Genomic DNA, 17,030 nt, shown 5'->3' with positions numbered 1-17,030 from the left:
TGCCCCTTGCCTTGCGTCCATGCGGCTCAATGATTCGCCTCATCGTCGCATTGTCGCTGCTCAGCGCCGTGTCCGGATGCCTGAACCGGAAACCCGAGCCGGTGCCGCCCGCGCCGGCGTCGGAGCATGTCGTGGCCGGGGCTCTGCTAGGCCGGACCGGCGGCTATCTGACCGTCCGGGACGCGGCGTCCCGGGTGCGGGTGGTGCTGGCGACGCTGCCCGGCCTGCTGTACCGGATCAGCACGCCGGCCGATTCCGGCCTCACTCCGCAGGTCTCCAGTGCGAACGGCCGGGTCGGGGTGTCGCTGCGGCCGGCCGGGGGTGATGGCCCGGACGAGGTGCACATCGTGCTGAACCGGGAGGTGCGCTGGCAGATCAGCCTCCCGGCCGGCGCCGGTGAGCAGCAGCTGGACCTGCGCCGGGGCCGGATCTCCCGGCTCGACCTGGGCGCTTCCGGCCTGGTCGAGCTGAACCTGCCGGCCGCGGACGGGCCGGTGCCGATCACGCTGGGCGGGGGAGTGGGCAGCGCGGTGGTGACGGCCGAGGCGGGCACCCCGCTGCGGGTGCAACTCGATCAGGGCGCCGGGGCCTGGCCCGGCGGGCCGGCCTCCCCGCCGGGGACGGTCTGGCAGACCCTGGGCCGGCCGGCGGCTTCCGGACGGTACGCGATCAGGGCGCTCGCGGCGATCGGCACCCTGACCCTGCGCACGCGTCAGAAGGAGTAGGGACCGAACCGTCCCCAGGCGACCACGGCCGCCAGGATCAGCAGCACCACGTTGGCCGCCGCCATCGGGTTCTCCTTGCGGCGCACGTGCACCACGATCGCGCCGATCATGATGATGACCAGGCCGAGCGCGGCCAGCGGCACCAGGATCGGGGCGATGTCGAGCGCGGCCGGCAGGATCAGCCCGATCGCGGCGAGCACCTCGGCCGCGCCGATCAGCTTGACCGTGCCGTCGCTGGTGTCGGCGGCCCAGCCCATCCCGGCTTCGATCAGTTTCGGCTTGGGCTGAAGCAGCTTCATCGCGCCGGCGGCCAGGAAGGCCAGGGCGAGCAGCCCGGCGATGATCCACAAAACGACATTCACGGGTCCTCCATGACTTAATGAGTGAAGCGCAACGTACGCGACTATGACTTCACGGCGCAAGTGATTGGCACTTCAAGCATTAAGCTAATATGGGCGGCATGGAGAGCGAACCGCGCTGGCTGGACGCCGATGAGCAGGAGACCTGGATGGCTCTGGCCGGCGTCCTGATGCGGTTGCCCGGTGCGCTGGACGCCCAGTTGCAGCGCGACGCCGGGGTCACCCACTTCGAATATCTGGTGATGTCCGGCCTGTCGATGCAGCCCGAGCACACGATGCGGATGAGTGAGCTGGCCGCGGTCGCCGAGGGTTCGCTGCCACGGTTGTCCCAGGTCGTGTCCCGGCTCGAGAAGCGTGGCTGGGTGCGGCGCACCCCCGACCCGGCCGACGGGCGGTACACCCTCGCGATCCTCACCGACGAGGGCTGGGACAAGGTCGTCGCGACCGCACCCGGCCACGTCGAGGCCGTCCGCCAGTTCGTGTTCGACCCGCTGACCAAGGCACAGCAGCGGCAGCTCGGCGAGGCCGGCCGCCGCATCATGCGGGTGATCGCCCCCAGCGAACCCTGCCCCTCCCGGAAGGCCGACTCATGAGTGACCTCTTCAACCCGGCGATCCCGGCCGGCGCCTACGACGAGTTCCTGGTCGAGGCGCTGCCGGCGGCTCGCGCGCAACGGCCGTGGACGCCCGCCGACGGGCCGATGCCGGCGCTCTATCTCAGTCACGGCGCGCCGCCGCTGTTCGACGACGGCCCGTGGCTGCGCCAGCTGTTCGGCTGGGCGCAGTCGCTGCCCAAGCCGGCCGGCATCCTGATCGTGTCGGCGCACTGGGAGAGCGCGCCGCTGATGCTGTCGTCGGCCGCGGCGCACACCCCGCTGGTCTACGACTTCGGTGGCTTCCACCCGCGCTACTACTCGATGACCTACGACACCCCGGGCGCAGAAAATCTGGCTCGCCGGGTGGCCGCGGCCATGCCCGACACCGAGCCGGTTCACCAGCATCCGCGGCGCGGGCTCGATCACGGTGCCTGGGTTCCGCTGATGGCGATGTACCCGCTGGGTGACGTGCCGGTGCTGCAGCTGAGCATGCCCACCCACGACCCCGATCGGCTGCTGGCCCTGGGCTCGCGGCTGCGCTCGCTGCGCGAGGAGGGCGTGCTGGTGATCGGGTCGGGGTTCATGACGCACGGGCTGCCGTTCGTCACCCGGGACATGCTGCACGGGGTGGTCCCGGGCTGGTCCTCCGACTTCGACGCGTGGGTGGCCGATGCGCTCAGTCGCGGTGACGTGGACGCGCTCGCCGGTTATCAGCGGGCGCCCGGCATGCCGTTCGCGCACCCTACGCCCGATCATTACCTGCCGCTGTTCGTGACGCTGGGTGCGGCCACCGACCCGTCGGCGCCGGTGCGGACGGCCATCGAGGGTTACATGATGGGCTTCGCCAAGCGGTCGTTCCAGACCGTGGGCTGATCTGAGCCCGGCCGACCACCGGGCCGGAAGCCCGGTGATCGGCCGGTGTGGCAGTCAGATCTCGCTGTAGCTACGGGACCGTGTTCGATGCCCGTATTATTCTATTTTGATTAGTTCGGACCGGTGTGGCCGGTCGTGCTCGGCTCGTCGTCGGTCGGCTCCGCGCCGGTTTCGTTGTCCGACGGGTCGTTCTGGCCGTCGGTGTCCCACGTGGCCATCGCCTGGTCCAGCTCGCTGAGCGGGAGTTTCTGCTCGTCGCGCCACACGCCGTCGTCTGTCGGATGCGTCATGGCGTCAAGCTACCCCGGCCGGCCGGCGATCAACCCCGTCAGATGCCCGGGCGGTCGACCTGGCCGCGCCACTCGCCGGTCTCGGTGCCGTCGCGGTCCTCGATGAACTCCTTGAAGCGACGCAGGTCGCCCTTGACCCGGTGATCGACGACGCCGAGCGCGGCGCCGGTCTTCTCGACGATGCCGTCCGGCTCGAAGTCCATCTGGACGGTGAGCCGGGTGTGGGTGTCGTCGAGGCGGTGGAAGGTCACCACGCCGGCCTGCTTCTCGCCGTCGGTCGCCTTCCAGGCCACCCGCTCGTCCGGGAGTTGTTCGGTGATCTCGGCGTTGAACTCGCGCTTCACGCCGGCGATCTCGGTCTTCCAGTGCAGGTGGGTCTCGTCCAGCTGGCGGATCTCCTGGACGCCGTCCATGAACCGGGGGAACTCCTCGAACTGGGTCCACTGGTTGTACGCGGTACGCACAGGTACGTCGACGTCGACGGACTCGGTCACGGTACTCATGGGTGCATCCCTTCCTTGCTGTGGTGTTGTTCAAGACGTGCCCGGGTGATGGAGTGCTAAACGAGGCGAGCGTCGATGAATGTGATCTCCGCAGCTCATCGCGGTGTTCTAGGGTAGGAGGCGGCTGATGTTTACGGATTTGGGCTAAGGGCAACTGCACCGCGTTACCGCAGCCCGACCGGAGGGACCACGTGCGCATCGCGATGATTTCCGAGCACGCCAGCCCCTTGGGCGACGGCGGCCAGCAGACCCACGTCGCCGACCTGTCGCTCGCCCTGGCTGAGCAGGGTCACGAGGTGCGCGTCTACACCCGCCGCGACGACCCGGTGGTGGCCGACGAGATCACCACGCCGGGCGGCATCCGGGTCGTGCACGTGCCGGCCGGCCCCACCCACGTCGTCCCGCCCGACCTCCTCCTGCCCTACATGGGGGAGTTCGCCCGCTGGCTCGAGGACAAGTGGCGCAACGGCGGCTGGACCCCCGAGGTGGTCCACGCCCACTTCTGGACCAGCGGCCTGGCCGCGGTCACCGCGGCCCGCCAGGTCGGCGTCCCGGTGGTGCAGTCCTTCCACGAACTGGGCGAGGCGTTGCCGGCGGCGGACGGAAAACCGTCCCGGGCCGGCTACGAACGGGCGCTCGGCCGGGCGGTCGACCGGGTGGTCGTGCAGACCCAGGACGAAGTACGCGGACTCGTGCGCATCGGCGTTCCCCGGGCCCAGCTCACCGTGGTCCCGGCCGGAGTCGACAGCGAACGCTTCACCCCCGAGGGCCCGGCCGTCGAACGTGACTCGGCCCGCCCCCGCATTCTCTCGGTCGGCCGGCTGGTCGAGCGCAAGGGCTTCGGCGACGTCATCGAGGCCATGCGCTGGGTGCCGGACGCCGAGGTGGTGGTGGTCGGTGGCCCGGCCGCCGACGCGCTGCCCGCCGACCCCGGTGCCCGCAAGCTGCGCGCGCTCGCCGAGAAACTGCACGTCGCCGACCGGTTCCGGCTGGTCGGCCGGGTGCCGGCGGCCGACATGCCGAGCTGGTACCGCTCGGCCGACGTGCTGGTGGCCGCGCACTGGCAGGACGACCTGGAATCGTCGGCGCTCGAAGCGATGGCCTGCGGGGTGCCGATCGTCGGCACCGCGGTGTGCGGGCTCAACGAGGCCGTGGTCGACGGGCTCACCGGTGACCTGGTGCCGGCCCGTGACCCCCGGGCCCTCGGTGGGGCGCTGCGCCGGTTGGTCAACGACAAGGTGCGCCGGTTCGCGTACGCGACGGCTGCCCTCGACCGGGCCCGCCAGGCGTACTCGTGGCGGCGGGTGGCCTCCCAGGTCGGCTCGGTCTACTCGGCCGTCGCCGGGCTGCGCCGCGGCGGCACCCCCGACGCGACCGACGCGAACGAGGCCATGGCGTAGCCCGGCATCCACCAACTGGTTGATCGGAAGGCTCGCTCGCCGGTCGATTCGCCGCGGTCCGGCAACTGTGAAGCTCGATGCATGCCAGTCATCGAGGTCAATCATCTGCGGAAGCAATACGGGGACACGGTCGCGGTACGAGACGTCTCGTTCGCCGTCGAGCGTGGCGAGATCTTCGGCATCCTCGGCCCGAACGGTGCCGGCAAGACCACCACGGTCGAGTGCGTGGCCGGTCTGCGCACCCCCGACGGCGGCACGATCAGCGTGCTCGGCCGCGAGGCGCGCGACCCCGAGCTGCGCCGGCTCGTCGGCGTCCAGCTCCAGGAGTCGCAGCTGCCCGAGAAGCTCAGCGTCCAGGAGGCACTCGAGCTCTACCGCACCTTCTATCCGGACCCGGCCGACTGGCGGGCGCTGGCCCGCGAGCTCGGCCTGACCGAGAAGCTCGGCACCCGGTACGGCAAGCTCTCCGGCGGCCAGAAGCAGCGGCTCTCGATCGCGCTGGCACTGATCGGCAACCCGAAGATCGCCATCCTCGACGAGCTGACCACCGGCCTCGACCCGCAGGCACGCCGGGACACCTGGGCCCTGATCGAGTCGATCCGCGACACCGGCGTGACGATCGTGCTGGTCACCCACTTCATGGAGGAGGCCGAGCGGCTCTGCGACCGGATCGCCGTGATCGACCGCGGCCAGGTCGTCGCCCTCGACACCCCGGCCGGCCTGGTCGCCGGGATCGCGGTCGAGCAGACCATCCGGTTCCGCCCGTCGCAACCGTTCGACGACGCGCTTCTCACCAAGCTCACCGAGGTGCGCGAGGTGCGCCACCACGGCAGTCAGCTGGAGGTCGTCGGCACCGGCAACCTGCTGCACGCGGTCACCTCGGTGCTCGCCACCCACCAGATCATCGCCAACGACCTGCGGATCGAGCAGGCCAGCCTGGACGACGCGTTCGTCCGGCTGACCGGCCGGGACGGGACGGAGTGACCATGCGCGTCTTCACCAAACTGACACTGACCGAGCTCAAGCTGAACGCCCGCGAGCCGGTGACCGCGTTCTTCACGCTGTTCTTCCCGACCATCCTGGTGGTGATCCTGGGCAGCATCCCGGCCTTCCGGGAACCCTCCGACGACCTGGGCGGCATCCGGGTCATCGACGTCTACGTCGGCATCTCGGTCCTGCTGACCCTGGCCATGCTGGGCCTTCAGGTCGTCCCGATGGCGCTGGCCACCTACCGGGAGAAGGGCATTCTCCGGCGGCTGGGCACCACTCCCGTACGCCCGGTCCTGCTCCTCGCCGCGCAGCTCGCCGCCGCCCTGATCACCGCGGTGCTGTCGGTGGCGCTGGCGCTCGCGGCCGGCCGGATCCTGTTCGACGTGCCGCTGCCGGCGCAGTTCGCCGGTTTCGTGCTCGCCTTCCTCCTGGCGGCGCTGGGCGTCTTCGCGATCGGGCTGTTCATCGCGGCCCTGGTGCCCACCGGCAAGGCCGGCAACTCGGTCGGCACGCTGCTGTTCTTCCCGCTGATGTTCTTCGCCGGCCTGTGGACACCGCGCGAGGTGATGCCGGACGTGCTGCAGCGGATCAGCGACTTCACCCCGCTGGGGGCCGGCGAGCGGGCCGTGCACGAGGCGATGACGGGCCACTGGCCCAGCGCGCTGTCGGCTACCGTGCTGGTGGGTTACCTGGTCGTGTTCGGACTGGCGGCCGCTCGCCTGTTCCGCTGGTCCTGAGGGGGTGACTTTGCGCCGGCTCGACAAGTGGCGCCGGATGCTGACCTACGTGCCGTACGGTGCGCTGGCCTGCTCCACCGCGCTCGTGCCGGCCGGCGCCGCGCATCTGCCCTACCCGGTGATCGCGGTGCTGGTGACGGCGACCGCGGCCTGGATGCTCTGGTGGGTGACCCTGCACCCGGCCTGGGAGCTCGACCGCCGCCGGATGACGATCTTCTTCGCCGGCCAGGTGGTCCTGATCTACCTGCTGGTCTGGTCCAGCCCGCTGTTCGGGTTCTTCGCCTGGACCGGTTACCTCTTCACCGCGTACGCCCTGCGCGGCAAGCGCGACCGGATGATCGGCGGCACCCTCGTCGCGTTCGCCACCGCGGTCTCCCAGGCCAACGGCTTCCAGGCGATCGGCGACCCGCACTCGTGGGGTTACTTCGCGGTGGTGCTGCTGTTCAACCTGGTCATCGCGAACGCCATGACGTACCTGTCGACGATGACCGACGAGCAGTCGGAGAAGCGGGCCGAGATGATCGAGCAGCTCGCCGAGGCGAACGCCCGTCTCGAAGCGGCCCTCCAGGAGAACGCCGGCCTGCACGCCCAGCTGCTGGCCCAGGCCCGCGAGGCCGGCGTGCACGACGAGCGGCAGCGGATGGCCGGCGAGATCCACGACGTGCTGGCCCAGGGCCTGACCGGCATCGTCACCCAGCTGGAGGCGGCCGACGCGGCCGCCACCGACCCGGTCGCCTGGCGCCGCCACCTCGGCACCGCCAAGGGCCTGGCCCGGGAAAGCCTGGCCGAGGCCCGCCGCTCGGTGCAGGCGCTGCGCCCGCAGACCCTGGAGGCGTCGGCGCTGCCCGAGGCGATCGACGAGGTCGTCGCCGGTTGGTCCTCGATCCACGGCGTCCGAGCCGAACTGATCACCACCGGCACGGCCCGCCCGCTGCTGCCCGAGATCGAGACGACGCTGCTGCGCACCGCCCAGGAGGCGCTGGCCAACGTGGCCCGGCACGCCGACGCCGGCCGGGTCGCGCTGACCCTGTCGTACATGGAGGATGTGGTCACCCTGGACGTGCGCGACGACGGCACCGGCTTCGACCCGGCCGCGCCACGAGAGACGTCATCGTTCGGCCTCGCCGCGATGCGGGAGCGCCTGCTGCGCATCGCCGGCACCCTCGCGGTCGAATCCGAACCCGGCGCCGGCACCGCCGTGTCGGCCTGCGTGCCGGCCATCACCATGGGAGCCGCCGCATGATCGGCCTGCTCATCGTCGACGACCACCCGGTGGTCCGGGACGGCCTGCGCGGCATGTTCGCCGGCGACGACCGGTTCCGGGTGCTGGGCGAGGCCGGCAACGGCCGGGAGGCCCTGGCGGTGGCCCGGGCCGTCTCGCCCGACGTGGTGCTGATGGACCTGCGCATGCCCGAGATGGACGGCGTCAGCGCCATCGTGGCGCTGCGCGAACAGGGCTCCGACGCCCGCGTCCTGGTCCTGACCACCTACGACACCGACCGGGACGTCCTGCCCGCGATCAAGGCCGGCGCCACCGGTTACCTCCTCAAGGACACCCCGAGGGAGGAGCTGTTCCGGGCGGTCACCGCGGCCCACCGCGGCGAGTCGGTGCTGTCGCCGGCCGTGGCCGGCAAGCTGATGGGCTCGCTGCGCTCGCCGGCGAAAGAGCCGCTGAGCGCCCGCGAGATCGAGGTGCTCACGCTGATCGCCCGGGGAAACAGCAACCGCGAGGCCGCGGCGCAGCTGTTCATCAGCGAGGCAACAGTCAAAACCCACCTACTGCACGCGTACGCGAAATTAGGCGTACGCGACCGCGCGGCTGCCGTGGCCGCGGCGTTCGAACAGGGCCTACTTCGCCGGGAGTGACCCTCGATAGGTGCCGAACGACCACAGGTTGCCCTCCGGGTCGCGGGCCGCGAACTCTCGCGAACCGTAGTCGGTGTCCTGCGGTGGCTGGATGATCTCGGCGCCGGCCTGGGTGGCTCGCTTGTGGAGGGCGTCGACGTCGTCGGTGACCACATACGCGCCGAACGTGCCGGGGCGCAGCGACCACTTGTCGTCCGGGCCTCGGTCGTGGGCCGAGCCGAGCATGATGCCGCCGCCGAGCGGCCAGGAGAGCTGGGCGTGATCCACCCGGTCACCTTCGCCGTAGACGACGGCCTCCTCGAAGCCGAACGCCTCGACCAGGAAGCGGATCAGGGCACGGGCGTCATCGGCCCGCAGCGTCGGCCAAACCTGCGGTGGTGGTGAGTCGGTCATGCTCTCGATCCTCGGCCATCAGCCGGGCGGTGGCTTGGACAAATCCGAACTCGTCGGCCATCCACCGGGTCGGCGTGCACCCGGCCAGGGCCCGGAACTCGCGGACCAGATGGGACTGGTCGGCGAAGCCGTGCGCGGCGGCCACGTCGGCCAGGCGGGTGCCGGGACCGATGGCCCGGCGGGCCCGGTCGAAGCGGGCCACCCGCGCGGCCTCCTTGGGCCGCAGCCCGATCTCGGCCCGGAACCGGTCGGTGAGATAGCGCGGACTCCAGCCGACCTCGGCCGCCACCACCGCCACCGGCGCCTCGTTCCGCAGGAGGCGCCGCGAGGCATGCAGCATTTCCGGTGCGACGCGGATCGATCGCAGCTGCCGCCTCAAAACGTCGTCAACAACAGCAAATCGGTCAGGCCACGACGATGCGGAACACAGCCGGTCGCGGATCTCCGCGACCGCCGACGCGCCGACGACCGCGGCGGCGTCCACGTCAATCCCGGCCAGCTCCGCGGCGGGCAACCCGAACAGGGCCCGGCACCCGAGCGGCCGCAGCGCCACCTGCACCCCGGACTGCCGTCCGGGGTGGGTGAGCAGGGCCGGGCTGAGATGCAGCCCGCCGAGCAGCGCGTCGTACCGGCCGGGAGCTTGGCGGGGGTCCGGGTGGGCGGCCACGTCCAGCGGGTCGTCCATGGTGAAAACCAGGGTGAGGTACGGCGAGGGAAGGCCCCGATGAGTGGCCGGGGCCAGGCCGCGCTGCCGGTAGCCGGAGTAGAAACCGACGTACGGCAGCAGCGCGGCCGACGGCCTGGCCTGCGCGTACTCGTCGACGCTCACCTATCGCAGCCTAGTCGGAGAGAGCCTTCGCCAGGTCGTCGCGGAAGGCGCGCTCGTCGTCGGTGACCGTCTCGCCGCCGAGGCCGAGGACCCCGCCGGTGGAGGCGGCGCCGACCACCGACTCGGCGATCTCGACCAGCCAGTGCTTGTAGGTCTCCGCGTCGGCCTGCGCGACCTTCGCGGCGAGCAGGGCGTTCGCCTCGGCGGCGCGGCCCAGCACGTCCTCGGCGTACCCGATCGGGTCGCTCGGTTCGATGACCGGCGGTTCCTCGCCCAGCTCGGGGTCGCCGACCGCGGAGACCAGCTGGGTGGCGACCGACGAGACCAGGAGGCTCGCCGACGCGCGGGCGTCCGAGATCACGTCGAGGCCGGCCTCGCTCTCGTGCCGGGTCTTGCGGGCGCTGTCGGGGGTCGCGACGCTGGCCGCGGTGAGCACCGACTGCGGCAACCCGACCAGCAGGCCCCACTCGGCGTCGGTGAAGCCCAGCTTCGTGTACAGCGGTTGGTCGGTCACAGGTGGTTCCTAACGTCCGGGGAGCGAAGGTGCTGGTCTCTTACCCCGCGGATCAACGGATCATCCGCGGTTACCCCGATCGGGCAGCGGCAGAAAGCATAGGGCTTTCGGCCCTGATCGGCGGGTAACCGGCCGGGATAGCGTCCTGATCATGAGCGTGCTCGACGATCTGCGCGCCATCTACCGGCGTGACCCGGCTCTGTTCGGTGTCCGCGCGGCCGAGGTCGTGCTCTACCCCGGTCTCTGGGCGGTCTGGGGCCACCGCCTGACCCACCGGCTGCACCGCTGGGGCCTGCCCTTTCTGCCCCGGCTCATCTCCCAGGTCATCCGCCTGCTGACCGGGATCGAGATCCACCCCGGCGCCGTCGTCGGAAGACGCCTCTTCATCGACCACGGCGCCGGGGTCGTCATCGGCGAGACCGCCCGCATCGGCGACGACGTGACCATCTACCACCGGGTCACGCTGGGCGGCCGCGGCTGGCACCGCGACCCGAAGGGCAGCATCCGGCATCCCAGTGTGGGCGACCGCGTGGTGCTGGGCGTCGGCGCCACCGTGCTCGGCCCGGTGCACATCGGCGACGACGCCGAGATCGGCGCCCACTGCCTCGTCCTCTCCGACGTCCCCGCCCGCACCAAACTGCGAGGAGCCACCCATGATTCACCACGACATCACCGAGCTGATCGGCCGGACCCCGCTGGTGCGGCTGGCCCGTTTCGAGCCTGAGATCCCCGCCCGCCTGATCGCCAAACTCGAGTCGGCCAACCCGGGCGGCAGCGTCAAGGACCGCATCGCGCTCGCCATGATCGAGGCCGCCGAGTCGGCCGGCCAACTGTCACCGGGTGGTTCCATCGTTGAGGCGACCAGCGGAAATACCGGCATCGGCCTGGCCCTCGTGGCGGCCGCCCGGGGCTACCGGCTGACCCTGACCATGCCCGAGAGCATGAGCGTGGAGCGCCGAGCGCTGCTCACCGCGTACGGTGCCGAGCTCGTCCTGACCCCGGCCGCCGAGGGCATGAGCGGCGCGGTGGCCCGGGCCACCGCGATCGCCGCCGACCGGTCGGCGTTCCTGCCCCGCCAGTTCGACAACCCCGCCAACCCCGACGCGCACCGGCGCACCACCGCACTGGAGATCTGGAACGACACCGACGGCCAGATCGACCTGCTGGTCGCCGGGGCCGGCACCGGCGGCACCCTCACCGGCGTCGGCCAGGTCTTGAAGGCCAAGAAACCCGAGATCCAGGTGTACGCGGTGGAGCCGGCCGAATCCGCGGTGCTTTCCGGCGGCGCCCCCGGCCCACACGGCATCCAGGGCATCGGCCCCGGTTTCGTCCCCGAGGTGCTCGACCCGACCGTCTACGACGGCATCGTGCAGGTCGACGTCGAGCAGGCCCGCGCGGCCGCCCGCCGGCTGGCCCGCACCGAGGGCATCCTGGCCGGCGTCTCCGGCGGCGCCGCCCTGCACGCCGCCGCCGAGCTGGCCTGGCGCCCCGAGCACGCCGGCCGGCTCGTGGTCGTGGTCCTGCCCGACACCGGCGAGCGTTACCTGAGCACCCCGCTGTTCACCGGGGAGAATGAGGTATGACCAACGACAACCTCTGGCTGCAGCAGATCGCCGAGAACCCGGGCCACTCGCAGTGGTACATCAAGCGGTTCCGCGACATGGCCGAGCGCGGCGACGACCTGGCCGGCGAGGCCCGCCTCATCGACGCCATGGTGCCGCGCGGCCGCCGCATCCTGGACGCGGGCTGCGGCCCCGGCCGGGTCGGTGGTCACCTGGCGGCTGCCGGCCACGAGGTGGTCGGCGTCGACCTGGACCCGGAGCTGATCGCCGCCGCGAAGGCCGACCACCCCGGCGCCACCTGGCTGGTCGGCGACCTGGCCGAGCTCAAGCTGGAACCCCCGGGCTTCGACGTGATCGTCTGCGCCGGCAACGTGATGACCTTCCTGGCCCCGTCCACCCGAGCCGAGGTCCTCCGCAACTTCGCCGCCCACCTGGCCCCCGACGGCCGAGCCGCGATCGGCTTCGGCGCCGGCCGAGGCTACGAGTTCCACGACTTCTTCGAAGACGCGGCCGGTGCCGGCCTGCGCCCCGAGGTCCTGCTGAGCACCTGGGACCTGCGCCCCTTCCACCCCGGCGCCGACTTCCTGGTCGCCCTCCTGGCCCGGGTCTGATCAAGCAGCGGCCGGCGCCAGGACGATGTCGAAGCGGACCCGGGACCAGGGCTGGTCGCTGAGGGCGCGGCCGTCCGGGGTGGGGGTCGCCGGTGGCTGTGCCTGGAAATCCTTGACCAGCGAATTGCGTACGCCGAAGACGCTGTCCGCGGCCAGCAGCTCGTCGCCGCGGACGAAGATGTGCGTCACCAGGGTGCGCAGGCCCGGGGCCTCGACCAGGAAATGCAGATGCGAGGCCCGCATCGGTGAGCGGTTGGTGGCGGCCAGGAGGCGGCCCACCGGGCCGTCATGCGGGATGGGGTACGGCGTGGGCGTGATCGCCCAGAAGCGGTAGCTGCCGTCCGCGTCGGTGTGCAGGTGGCCGCGGGCGGCGGTTCGGTCGTCGCCGTACTGCACGTCGTAGAAACCGTCGTCGTCGGCCTCCCAGACCTCGATCTTGGCGTGCGGCACCGGCTTGCCGGCGGCGTCGGTTACCGTCCCCTCGACCCAGCACGGCTGCCCGGCCGCGCCGCCGGAGATGTCGCCGCCGAGCGGGATCTCCGGGGAGCCGGCCACGAAGAACGGGCCGAACACGGTGGCCTCGGTGGCGTCGCCGTACGCCTGATTGTTGACCGTGACCGTCTGCATCGAGGCGCCCAGCACGTCGGAGAGCAGGATGAACTCCTGCCGCCGGTCGTCGGAGATATGTCCGGTGGCGGTGAGGAACGCGATCGCCTGCTGCCATTCCGCCTCGGTCAGCCGGACCTCGCGGACGAACGCGTGCAGGTGCCGGGTGAGGGCCTGCATCAGTTCCTTGAGTCGTGGGTCGGGGGTGCCGTCGAAGGACGCGACGACCCGGTCGACCAGCTGCGACTCGCGGGTTTCCTGTTCGGTGCTCATTGCGGCTCCTGTCCGGCCCACGCGCGGCGCAGCAGTTCGGTGAGGTTGCCGGCGGTGACCGGCACGGGATTACCGGGCGGCACCGCCGCCAGGATCGCGTCGACGGCGCCCGGAATGTCGCTCTCACGCAGTCCGTAGTCGCGCAGGGCTCGTGGCGCGCCGACCCGGTCGAGGAGACGTTGCAGATCGGCCGGCGAGATTTCCGGGGCCCCGGCGGCGTTCAGCGCGAGGACGTGCGGCAACACCACGGCATGCGTCTGGGCGTGCGGCAGGTTGAACATGCCGCCGAGAACGTGGCAGATCTTGTGGTGCAGCCCGGAGCCGGCCGAGGCGAACGCCACCGCGGCGAGGTAGGCACCGTAGAGCGTCTGTTCCCGGCCCGCGAACTCACCCAACCGGGGAAGACCGTCGGTCAGGGCACGCAGGCCTTCGAGCGCAAGAGCTCGGTTGATCGGGTCGGCCCGGGGCGCCCACATCGAGTCGACGCAATGGGCAACTGCGTTGAGCCCCGAGGCGACGCTCAACTCGACCGGCAGGGAGAGCAGCAGCGAGGCGTCGTAGACGATCGTGCGCGGCAGGACCCGGTCGTCGGAGCCGGTGGTCTTGCGGCCGCCCTCGGTAAGCCCCCACACGTTGGTGGCCTCGGAGCCCGCGTACGTGGTCGGCACCGCGACGATCGGCAGGCCGGTGGTCAGCGCGACCGCCTTGGCCAGCCCGGTGGTCGACCCGCCACCGATGCTGACCAGGACGTCGGCGTCGTGCGCGGCCTCCCGAGCCCGCGAAGCCACCTCGACCGGCACGTGCATGGCCACCTCGGTGAAGTGCGGCGCGTCCGGCAGCAGACCGGCCCGGTCCCCGATCACCAGGGGCCGCTTTCCGAGTCGGGCGATTTCCTCCGGAAGAACCGAGTGCGGCCCGAACACCACCCGCTGCGGCAGTGTCTCGTGGGTGAAGCGCAGGCTCATGACCGGCCGAGAATCGCCGACAGGGCATCGTGCAACGCCCGGTGCGGGTCGCCGGGCAGCCGCACCGACCGCCAGCCGATGTGCTTGTCCGGGCGGACCAGCAGCGCACCCTCCTCCTCGATCTCCCGCACCCGGGCCCAGTCGTAGTACAGGTCGGTGACGGCCCGGCCGGGCCCGATCACGATGGCCGTCACCGGTACGCCGAGTTCCGCCCCGGCCTTCTCGGCGGCCGCCACCCAGGCCTCCCCGGCAATGCCGGTGAACAGCGTGAACCGGGTCATCGGGGCCAGGTCGAGAGTGGACACCCGGCGTTTCGCGTCGCCGACCCAGACGTGCGGCAGCCGCGAGCCGGGAACCGTGGACGGCTCGTAGTACAGCTCCGGGTCGCGCCGCGGCGCCGGCCGGGTGCTGCCGTCGGAGACCACCGCGGCGGAGGAGTAGAACTGCCCGAGGTCCACGCCGTGCGCGTTGAACTCGTAGTGCTTGAGCTCCATCGCCGAGACCAGTGCGGCCCGCTTGGCCGCGCCGGCTGGGGTGTTGGCCTTGCGCTCCTCGATCCGGGCCGCCATCTCGGCCTCGTCCTCGGCGTCGAGCAGTCCGAGCACCTCGAAGAACTGGACGAACTCGCGCGACGACCTGTTGGCCCGCTTCACGATCTGCTCGGCCACCGGGGCGCGTTCGGTCGTATAGGTCTCCAGCAACGACGGGCCGGCCTGCCCGCGCAGCACCGCGGCGAGCTTCCAGGCCAGGTTGTAGGAGTCCTGAATGGAGGTGTTCGAGCCGAGCCCGTTCGACGGCGGGTGCCGGTGCACGGCGTCACCGGCGCAGAACACCCGGCCGGCGTGCAGGCGGGTCGCGTACATCTCGTTGTTGCCCCACAGGGACGTGCCGGTGATCTCGACCTCGAGATCCGGCAGCCCGACCAGGTTGCGGACGATCGCGGTGGCGGCGGCCTCGTCGACGACCGGCGCCGGCCCGTTGATGTCGTAGCCCCAGACGATCAGCCACTCGTTCCACGGCCGCACCATCCGGACCAGGCCGGCGCCGATCCCGCCGACGTTGGAGCCGGGCTGGATGACCCAGTAGAGCACCGAGGGCCGGTGCCCGACGTGCGCGGCGAGGTCGGCCTTGAAGGTGATGTTCATCGAGCCGGCGATGTCCATCGCGCCCTCCACCGGCAGCCCGAGGTCGGCGGCGACCATCGACCGGGCGCCGTCGGCGCCGATCAGATACTTGGCCCGGATCGTGTATTCCTCACCGGTGAGCCGGTCGCGGACCAGCACATCCACGCCCTCGCCATCCTGCCGATGGGAAAGGTATTCGGTGGAGAAGCGGGTCTGGGTGCCGCGCTCGGTCGCGTTGCGCACCAGGATCGGCTCGAGATAGTTCTGCGGGATGTCGACCGGCAGGCACGGCGACGCGACCCGATAGTCGCCCTCCCGCACCGGGTGGGTGCCCCAGGTGAGGATGCGGCCGATCTCCTCGCCGGCGATCGAGGTGCAGAAGACCGTGTCGCCCATCAGCTCGTGCGGGGTGGCGTCGGCCTGCACCTGGTCCTCGATGCCGGCGTCCCGGAAGACCTCCATCGCGCGCTGGTTGGTGATGTGCGCCCGCGGCGTGTTGGCCGTCCACCGGTACTTCGTGATCATCAGGTTGGGAATGCCCAGGGTGGACAGCAGCAGCGCCGCACCCGCCCCCGCCGGGCCGGAACCAACGATCAGGACATCGGTCGTCACCATCATGCGATCAGTCTGCGAACGCCAGGGGCACCCCCGGCAAGACCCGGGCCGGTAACACGGCGGAAATCCGAAGGCGTGGCGGAAAAACCAAACCCTTAAATCGCAGCCCGGCGTACGTCGGTAGCACGCACGCCGAAGTGGGCGTGGAATGCCTGCGAGAAGTACGCGGCGGAACCGAACCCGCAGCCCGCCGCCACCTCGGCGATCGTGGCACGCGGGCCGGCCACCAGCCGGGCCCGAGAGCGTTCGAGGCGGCGCACCAGGACGAACTGCGGCAGGCTGCTGCCCGCGGCGGCGAACGCCCGGGACAGGTGCCGTTCGCTGATGCCGATGCCGGCCGCGACCCGGGCGGCGCTCAGGCTCGGGTCGGTCAGGTGGTCCTCGATGAAGGCACGGGCGTTGGCCAGGTGCACCGTCGCCGGGTCGGCCGTGCTGCGCCCGGTCATGCTCGCGAGCAGGTGCAGCACGGTCTGCTCGTCGACCGCTTCGTCGCCGCCGGGCCGCAGCGCCCGGTCGATCAGCCGGGCGAAGGTGCGGGCCGCCGCATCTCCCTGGGCGAAGTCGCGCACGAGCGGGGCGGACAGCGCGTCGAGCCCGGTCAGCTCGCGGAAGGTCGCCCGCGGCACCTTGATCGCCAACTCCTCCAGACCGCGGGAGAAGCCACGCATGAACGGCCGGTCGGCGTCGCAGATCAGAGCCTGCCCCGGACGCAGGCTGAGCACGCCGTCGTCGTGGTAGAAGAACGCCTCACCGAACACCGTCAGGTAGACCGCGATCGAGTCGGCCGGGCTGGCCCGGATCACCTCGGCCGGCCGCTCGACGACGTGTGAGGTGCCCCGAACCCGAGCCAGGTGCACCCGGTCGAGCTGCAGATTGACCTCGGTGCCCTCGAACGGCACCTCACTGATCATGCGACAGCGCAGCCCGATCAGGGCGTCCCGGTTGTGGTCCTCCCAGAGCCCGATGCGCTGCGCAGCCGGCAGCTCCGCCGTGCTGAAGCTCACCAGCTGCGTCACGGTCACCCCCGGCGTGTGTCGGCAGTCACACGCTATCCGGCCACCCGGCCGAAAGCCCAGCGAAAGTCCCGCCTTCGGCTCGTTTTCGGTGCTTCCCGATGTGATGGGAGACCAGAGCGGGCGCCCTGTAGGTAGATGGCGCCGAACGACGGTGGCGACCGGCGAGCAATACGACAGGTTGATG

General features: G+C 71.2%; 21 protein-coding genes. 11 read left to right on the top strand and 10 right to left on the bottom strand.

Annotated features, from left to right (window positions below; all coding sequences use genetic code 11):
• Positions 1-29: 29 nt before the first annotated feature.
• On the top strand, positions 30-725 hold the full coding sequence (locus Ate02nite_RS01560) for a hypothetical protein (protein ID WP_239147053.1): 696 nt from the start codon (positions 30-32) through the stop codon (positions 723-725).
• Here the strand turns inward: Ate02nite_RS01560 and Ate02nite_RS01555 are convergent.
• Positions 713-1,087, bottom strand: a complete 375-nt coding sequence (locus Ate02nite_RS01555; RefSeq protein ID WP_203797798.1) for a DoxX family protein — start codon at positions 1,085-1,087, stop codon at positions 713-715. The genes Ate02nite_RS01560 and Ate02nite_RS01555 overlap by 13 nt on opposite strands.
• Positions 1,088-1,185: 98 nt before the next feature.
• On the opposite strand from Ate02nite_RS01555, the gene Ate02nite_RS01550 reads away from it, so the two are divergent.
• Positions 1,186-1,677 carry a MarR family winged helix-turn-helix transcriptional regulator gene (locus Ate02nite_RS01550; RefSeq protein ID WP_203797796.1) on the top strand — a complete coding sequence of 164 codons (492 nt, stop codon included), beginning with the start codon at positions 1,186-1,188 and terminating at the stop codon, positions 1,675-1,677.
• Positions 1,674-2,552, top strand: a complete 879-nt coding sequence (locus tag Ate02nite_RS01545; RefSeq protein ID WP_203797795.1) for a dioxygenase family protein — start codon at positions 1,674-1,676, stop codon at positions 2,550-2,552. Before Ate02nite_RS01550 ends, Ate02nite_RS01545 begins: the two co-directional genes overlap by 4 nt.
• A 110-nt stretch (positions 2,553-2,662) precedes the next feature.
• Here the strand turns inward: Ate02nite_RS01545 and Ate02nite_RS01540 are convergent, their stop codons facing one another.
• Positions 2,663-2,842: a hypothetical protein gene (locus Ate02nite_RS01540; RefSeq protein ID WP_203797793.1), complete on the bottom strand. Its 180-nt coding sequence runs from the start codon at positions 2,840-2,842 to the stop codon at positions 2,663-2,665.
• 38 nt (positions 2,843-2,880) lie between these two features.
• Positions 2,881-3,345, bottom strand: a complete 465-nt coding sequence (locus tag Ate02nite_RS01535; RefSeq protein WP_203797792.1) for an SRPBCC family protein — start codon at positions 3,343-3,345, stop codon at positions 2,881-2,883.
• 191 nt (positions 3,346-3,536) lie between these two features.
• Between Ate02nite_RS01535 and Ate02nite_RS01530 the strand changes: the two genes are divergently transcribed.
• From Ate02nite_RS01530 to Ate02nite_RS01510, 5 genes are all read left to right on the top strand, one after another.
• Complete coding sequence (locus Ate02nite_RS01530) at positions 3,537-4,745, top strand: glycosyltransferase (protein ID WP_203797790.1); 1,209 nt, start codon at positions 3,537-3,539, stop codon at positions 4,743-4,745.
• A gap of 81 nt (positions 4,746-4,826) precedes the next feature.
• A complete protein-coding gene (locus Ate02nite_RS01525) occupies positions 4,827-5,729 on the top strand; it encodes an ABC transporter ATP-binding protein (RefSeq protein WP_203797788.1) in 903 nt (300 codons plus the stop codon).
• Positions 5,730-5,731: 2 nt separating this feature from the next.
• On the top strand, positions 5,732-6,472 hold the full coding sequence (locus Ate02nite_RS01520) for an ABC transporter permease (RefSeq protein WP_203797787.1): 741 nt from the start codon (positions 5,732-5,734) through the stop codon (positions 6,470-6,472).
• 4 nt (positions 6,473-6,476) lie between these two features.
• Complete coding sequence (locus Ate02nite_RS01515) at positions 6,477-7,715, top strand: sensor histidine kinase (protein ID WP_239147052.1); 1,239 nt, start codon at positions 6,477-6,479, stop codon at positions 7,713-7,715.
• Positions 7,712-8,338 (top strand): response regulator, encoded by a 627-nt coding sequence (locus tag Ate02nite_RS01510; protein WP_203797785.1) that lies wholly within the window; start codon positions 7,712-7,714, stop codon positions 8,336-8,338. Before Ate02nite_RS01515 ends, Ate02nite_RS01510 begins: the two co-directional genes overlap by 4 nt.
• On the opposite strand, the gene Ate02nite_RS01505 is transcribed toward Ate02nite_RS01510, so the two are convergent.
• Genes Ate02nite_RS01505 through Ate02nite_RS01495 form a run of 3 tightly spaced genes read right to left on the bottom strand, consistent with a single transcriptional unit; the run spans position 8,321 to position 10,074 of the window.
• Positions 8,321-8,731 carry a VOC family protein gene (locus Ate02nite_RS01505; protein ID WP_203797783.1) on the bottom strand — a complete coding sequence of 137 codons (411 nt, stop codon included), beginning with the start codon at positions 8,729-8,731 and terminating at the stop codon, positions 8,321-8,323. The genes Ate02nite_RS01510 and Ate02nite_RS01505 overlap by 18 nt on opposite strands.
• A complete protein-coding gene (locus Ate02nite_RS01500; protein WP_203797781.1) occupies positions 8,682-9,560 on the bottom strand; it encodes an AraC family transcriptional regulator in 879 nt (292 codons plus the stop codon). The genes Ate02nite_RS01505 and Ate02nite_RS01500 overlap by 50 nt, the downstream gene beginning before the upstream one ends.
• 10 nt (positions 9,561-9,570) lie before the next feature.
• On the bottom strand, positions 9,571-10,074 hold the full coding sequence (locus Ate02nite_RS01495) for a hypothetical protein (RefSeq protein ID WP_203797779.1): 504 nt from the start codon (positions 10,072-10,074) through the stop codon (positions 9,571-9,573).
• A gap of 151 nt (positions 10,075-10,225) precedes the next feature.
• Between Ate02nite_RS01495 and epsC the strand changes: the two genes are divergently transcribed.
• Genes epsC through Ate02nite_RS01480 form a run of 3 tightly spaced genes read left to right on the top strand, consistent with a single transcriptional unit; the run spans position 10,226 to position 12,247 of the window.
• On the top strand, positions 10,226-10,798 hold the full coding sequence (epsC, locus tag Ate02nite_RS01490; protein WP_203797777.1) for a serine O-acetyltransferase EpsC: 573 nt from the start codon (positions 10,226-10,228) through the stop codon (positions 10,796-10,798).
• On the top strand, positions 10,728-11,657 hold the full coding sequence (gene cysK, locus Ate02nite_RS01485) for a cysteine synthase A (RefSeq protein WP_203797775.1): 930 nt from the start codon (positions 10,728-10,730) through the stop codon (positions 11,655-11,657). Before epsC ends, cysK begins: the two co-directional genes overlap by 71 nt.
• A complete protein-coding gene (locus Ate02nite_RS01480; protein WP_203797773.1) occupies positions 11,654-12,247 on the top strand; it encodes a class I SAM-dependent methyltransferase in 594 nt (197 codons plus the stop codon). Before cysK ends, Ate02nite_RS01480 begins: the two co-directional genes overlap by 4 nt.
• On the opposite strand, the gene Ate02nite_RS01475 is transcribed toward Ate02nite_RS01480, so the two are convergent.
• The 4 genes from Ate02nite_RS01475 to Ate02nite_RS01460 all read right to left on the bottom strand — a co-directional run bounded on the left by Ate02nite_RS01475 (position 12,248) and on the right by Ate02nite_RS01460 (position 16,846).
• Positions 12,248-13,126 (bottom strand): intradiol ring-cleavage dioxygenase, encoded by an 879-nt coding sequence (locus Ate02nite_RS01475; protein ID WP_203797771.1) that lies wholly within the window; start codon positions 13,124-13,126, stop codon positions 12,248-12,250. It lies immediately after the preceding gene.
• Positions 13,123-14,091: a maleylacetate reductase gene (locus tag Ate02nite_RS01470; protein ID WP_203797769.1), complete on the bottom strand. Its 969-nt coding sequence runs from the start codon at positions 14,089-14,091 to the stop codon at positions 13,123-13,125. The genes Ate02nite_RS01475 and Ate02nite_RS01470 overlap by 4 nt, the downstream gene beginning before the upstream one ends.
• On the bottom strand, positions 14,088-15,833 hold the full coding sequence (locus Ate02nite_RS01465) for an FAD-dependent oxidoreductase (protein WP_203797767.1): 1,746 nt from the start codon (positions 15,831-15,833) through the stop codon (positions 14,088-14,090). Before Ate02nite_RS01465 ends, Ate02nite_RS01470 begins: the two co-directional genes overlap by 4 nt.
• 92 nt (positions 15,834-15,925) lie before the next feature.
• Positions 15,926-16,846, bottom strand: coding sequence for a helix-turn-helix domain-containing protein (locus Ate02nite_RS01460; RefSeq protein ID WP_203797765.1), 921 nt, complete (start codon positions 16,844-16,846; stop codon positions 15,926-15,928).
• Between the last annotated feature and the right edge of the window lie 184 nt (positions 16,847-17,030).

It is taken from the genome of Paractinoplanes tereljensis, from assembly GCF_016862435.1.
In the GTDB taxonomy this organism is placed as follows: domain Bacteria; phylum Actinomycetota; class Actinomycetes; order Mycobacteriales; family Micromonosporaceae; genus Actinoplanes; species Actinoplanes tereljensis.
The sequence above is the reverse complement of the archived record's forward strand: the minus strand, read 5'-3'. Positions and strand labels throughout refer to the sequence as shown.

Bases quoted from the DNA above. Each gene is read 5' to 3' on its own strand.
- Ate02nite_RS01560 (WP_239147053.1), top strand. From the start codon at position 30: ATGATTCGCCTCATCGTCGCATTGTCGCTGCTCAGCGCCGTGTCCGGA.
- Ate02nite_RS01550 (WP_203797796.1), top strand. From the start codon at position 1,186: ATGGAGAGCGAACCGCGCTGGCTGGACGCCGATGAGCAGGAGACCTGG.
- Ate02nite_RS01545 (WP_203797795.1), top strand. From the start codon at position 1,674: ATGAGTGACCTCTTCAACCCGGCGATCCCGGCCGGCGCCTACGACGAG.
- Ate02nite_RS01540 (WP_203797793.1), bottom strand. From the start codon at position 2,842: ATGACGCATCCGACAGACGACGGCGTGTGGCGCGACGAGCAGAAACTC.
- Ate02nite_RS01535 (WP_203797792.1), bottom strand. From the start codon at position 3,345: ATGAGTACCGTGACCGAGTCCGTCGACGTCGACGTACCTGTGCGTACC.
- Ate02nite_RS01525 (WP_203797788.1), top strand. From the start codon at position 4,827: ATGCCAGTCATCGAGGTCAATCATCTGCGGAAGCAATACGGGGACACG.
- Ate02nite_RS01520 (WP_203797787.1), top strand. From the start codon at position 5,732: ATGCGCGTCTTCACCAAACTGACACTGACCGAGCTCAAGCTGAACGCC.
- Ate02nite_RS01510 (WP_203797785.1), top strand. From the start codon at position 7,712: ATGATCGGCCTGCTCATCGTCGACGACCACCCGGTGGTCCGGGACGGC.
- Ate02nite_RS01505 (WP_203797783.1), bottom strand. From the start codon at position 8,731: ATGACCGACTCACCACCACCGCAGGTTTGGCCGACGCTGCGGGCCGAT.
- epsC (WP_203797777.1), top strand. From the start codon at position 10,226: ATGAGCGTGCTCGACGATCTGCGCGCCATCTACCGGCGTGACCCGGCT.
- cysK (WP_203797775.1), top strand. From the start codon at position 10,728: ATGATTCACCACGACATCACCGAGCTGATCGGCCGGACCCCGCTGGTG.
- Ate02nite_RS01480 (WP_203797773.1), top strand. From the start codon at position 11,654: ATGACCAACGACAACCTCTGGCTGCAGCAGATCGCCGAGAACCCGGGC.
- Ate02nite_RS01475 (WP_203797771.1), bottom strand. From the start codon at position 13,126: ATGAGCACCGAACAGGAAACCCGCGAGTCGCAGCTGGTCGACCGGGTC.
- Ate02nite_RS01470 (WP_203797769.1), bottom strand. From the start codon at position 14,091: ATGAGCCTGCGCTTCACCCACGAGACACTGCCGCAGCGGGTGGTGTTC.
- Ate02nite_RS01465 (WP_203797767.1), bottom strand. From the start codon at position 15,833: ATGATGGTGACGACCGATGTCCTGATCGTTGGTTCCGGCCCGGCGGGG.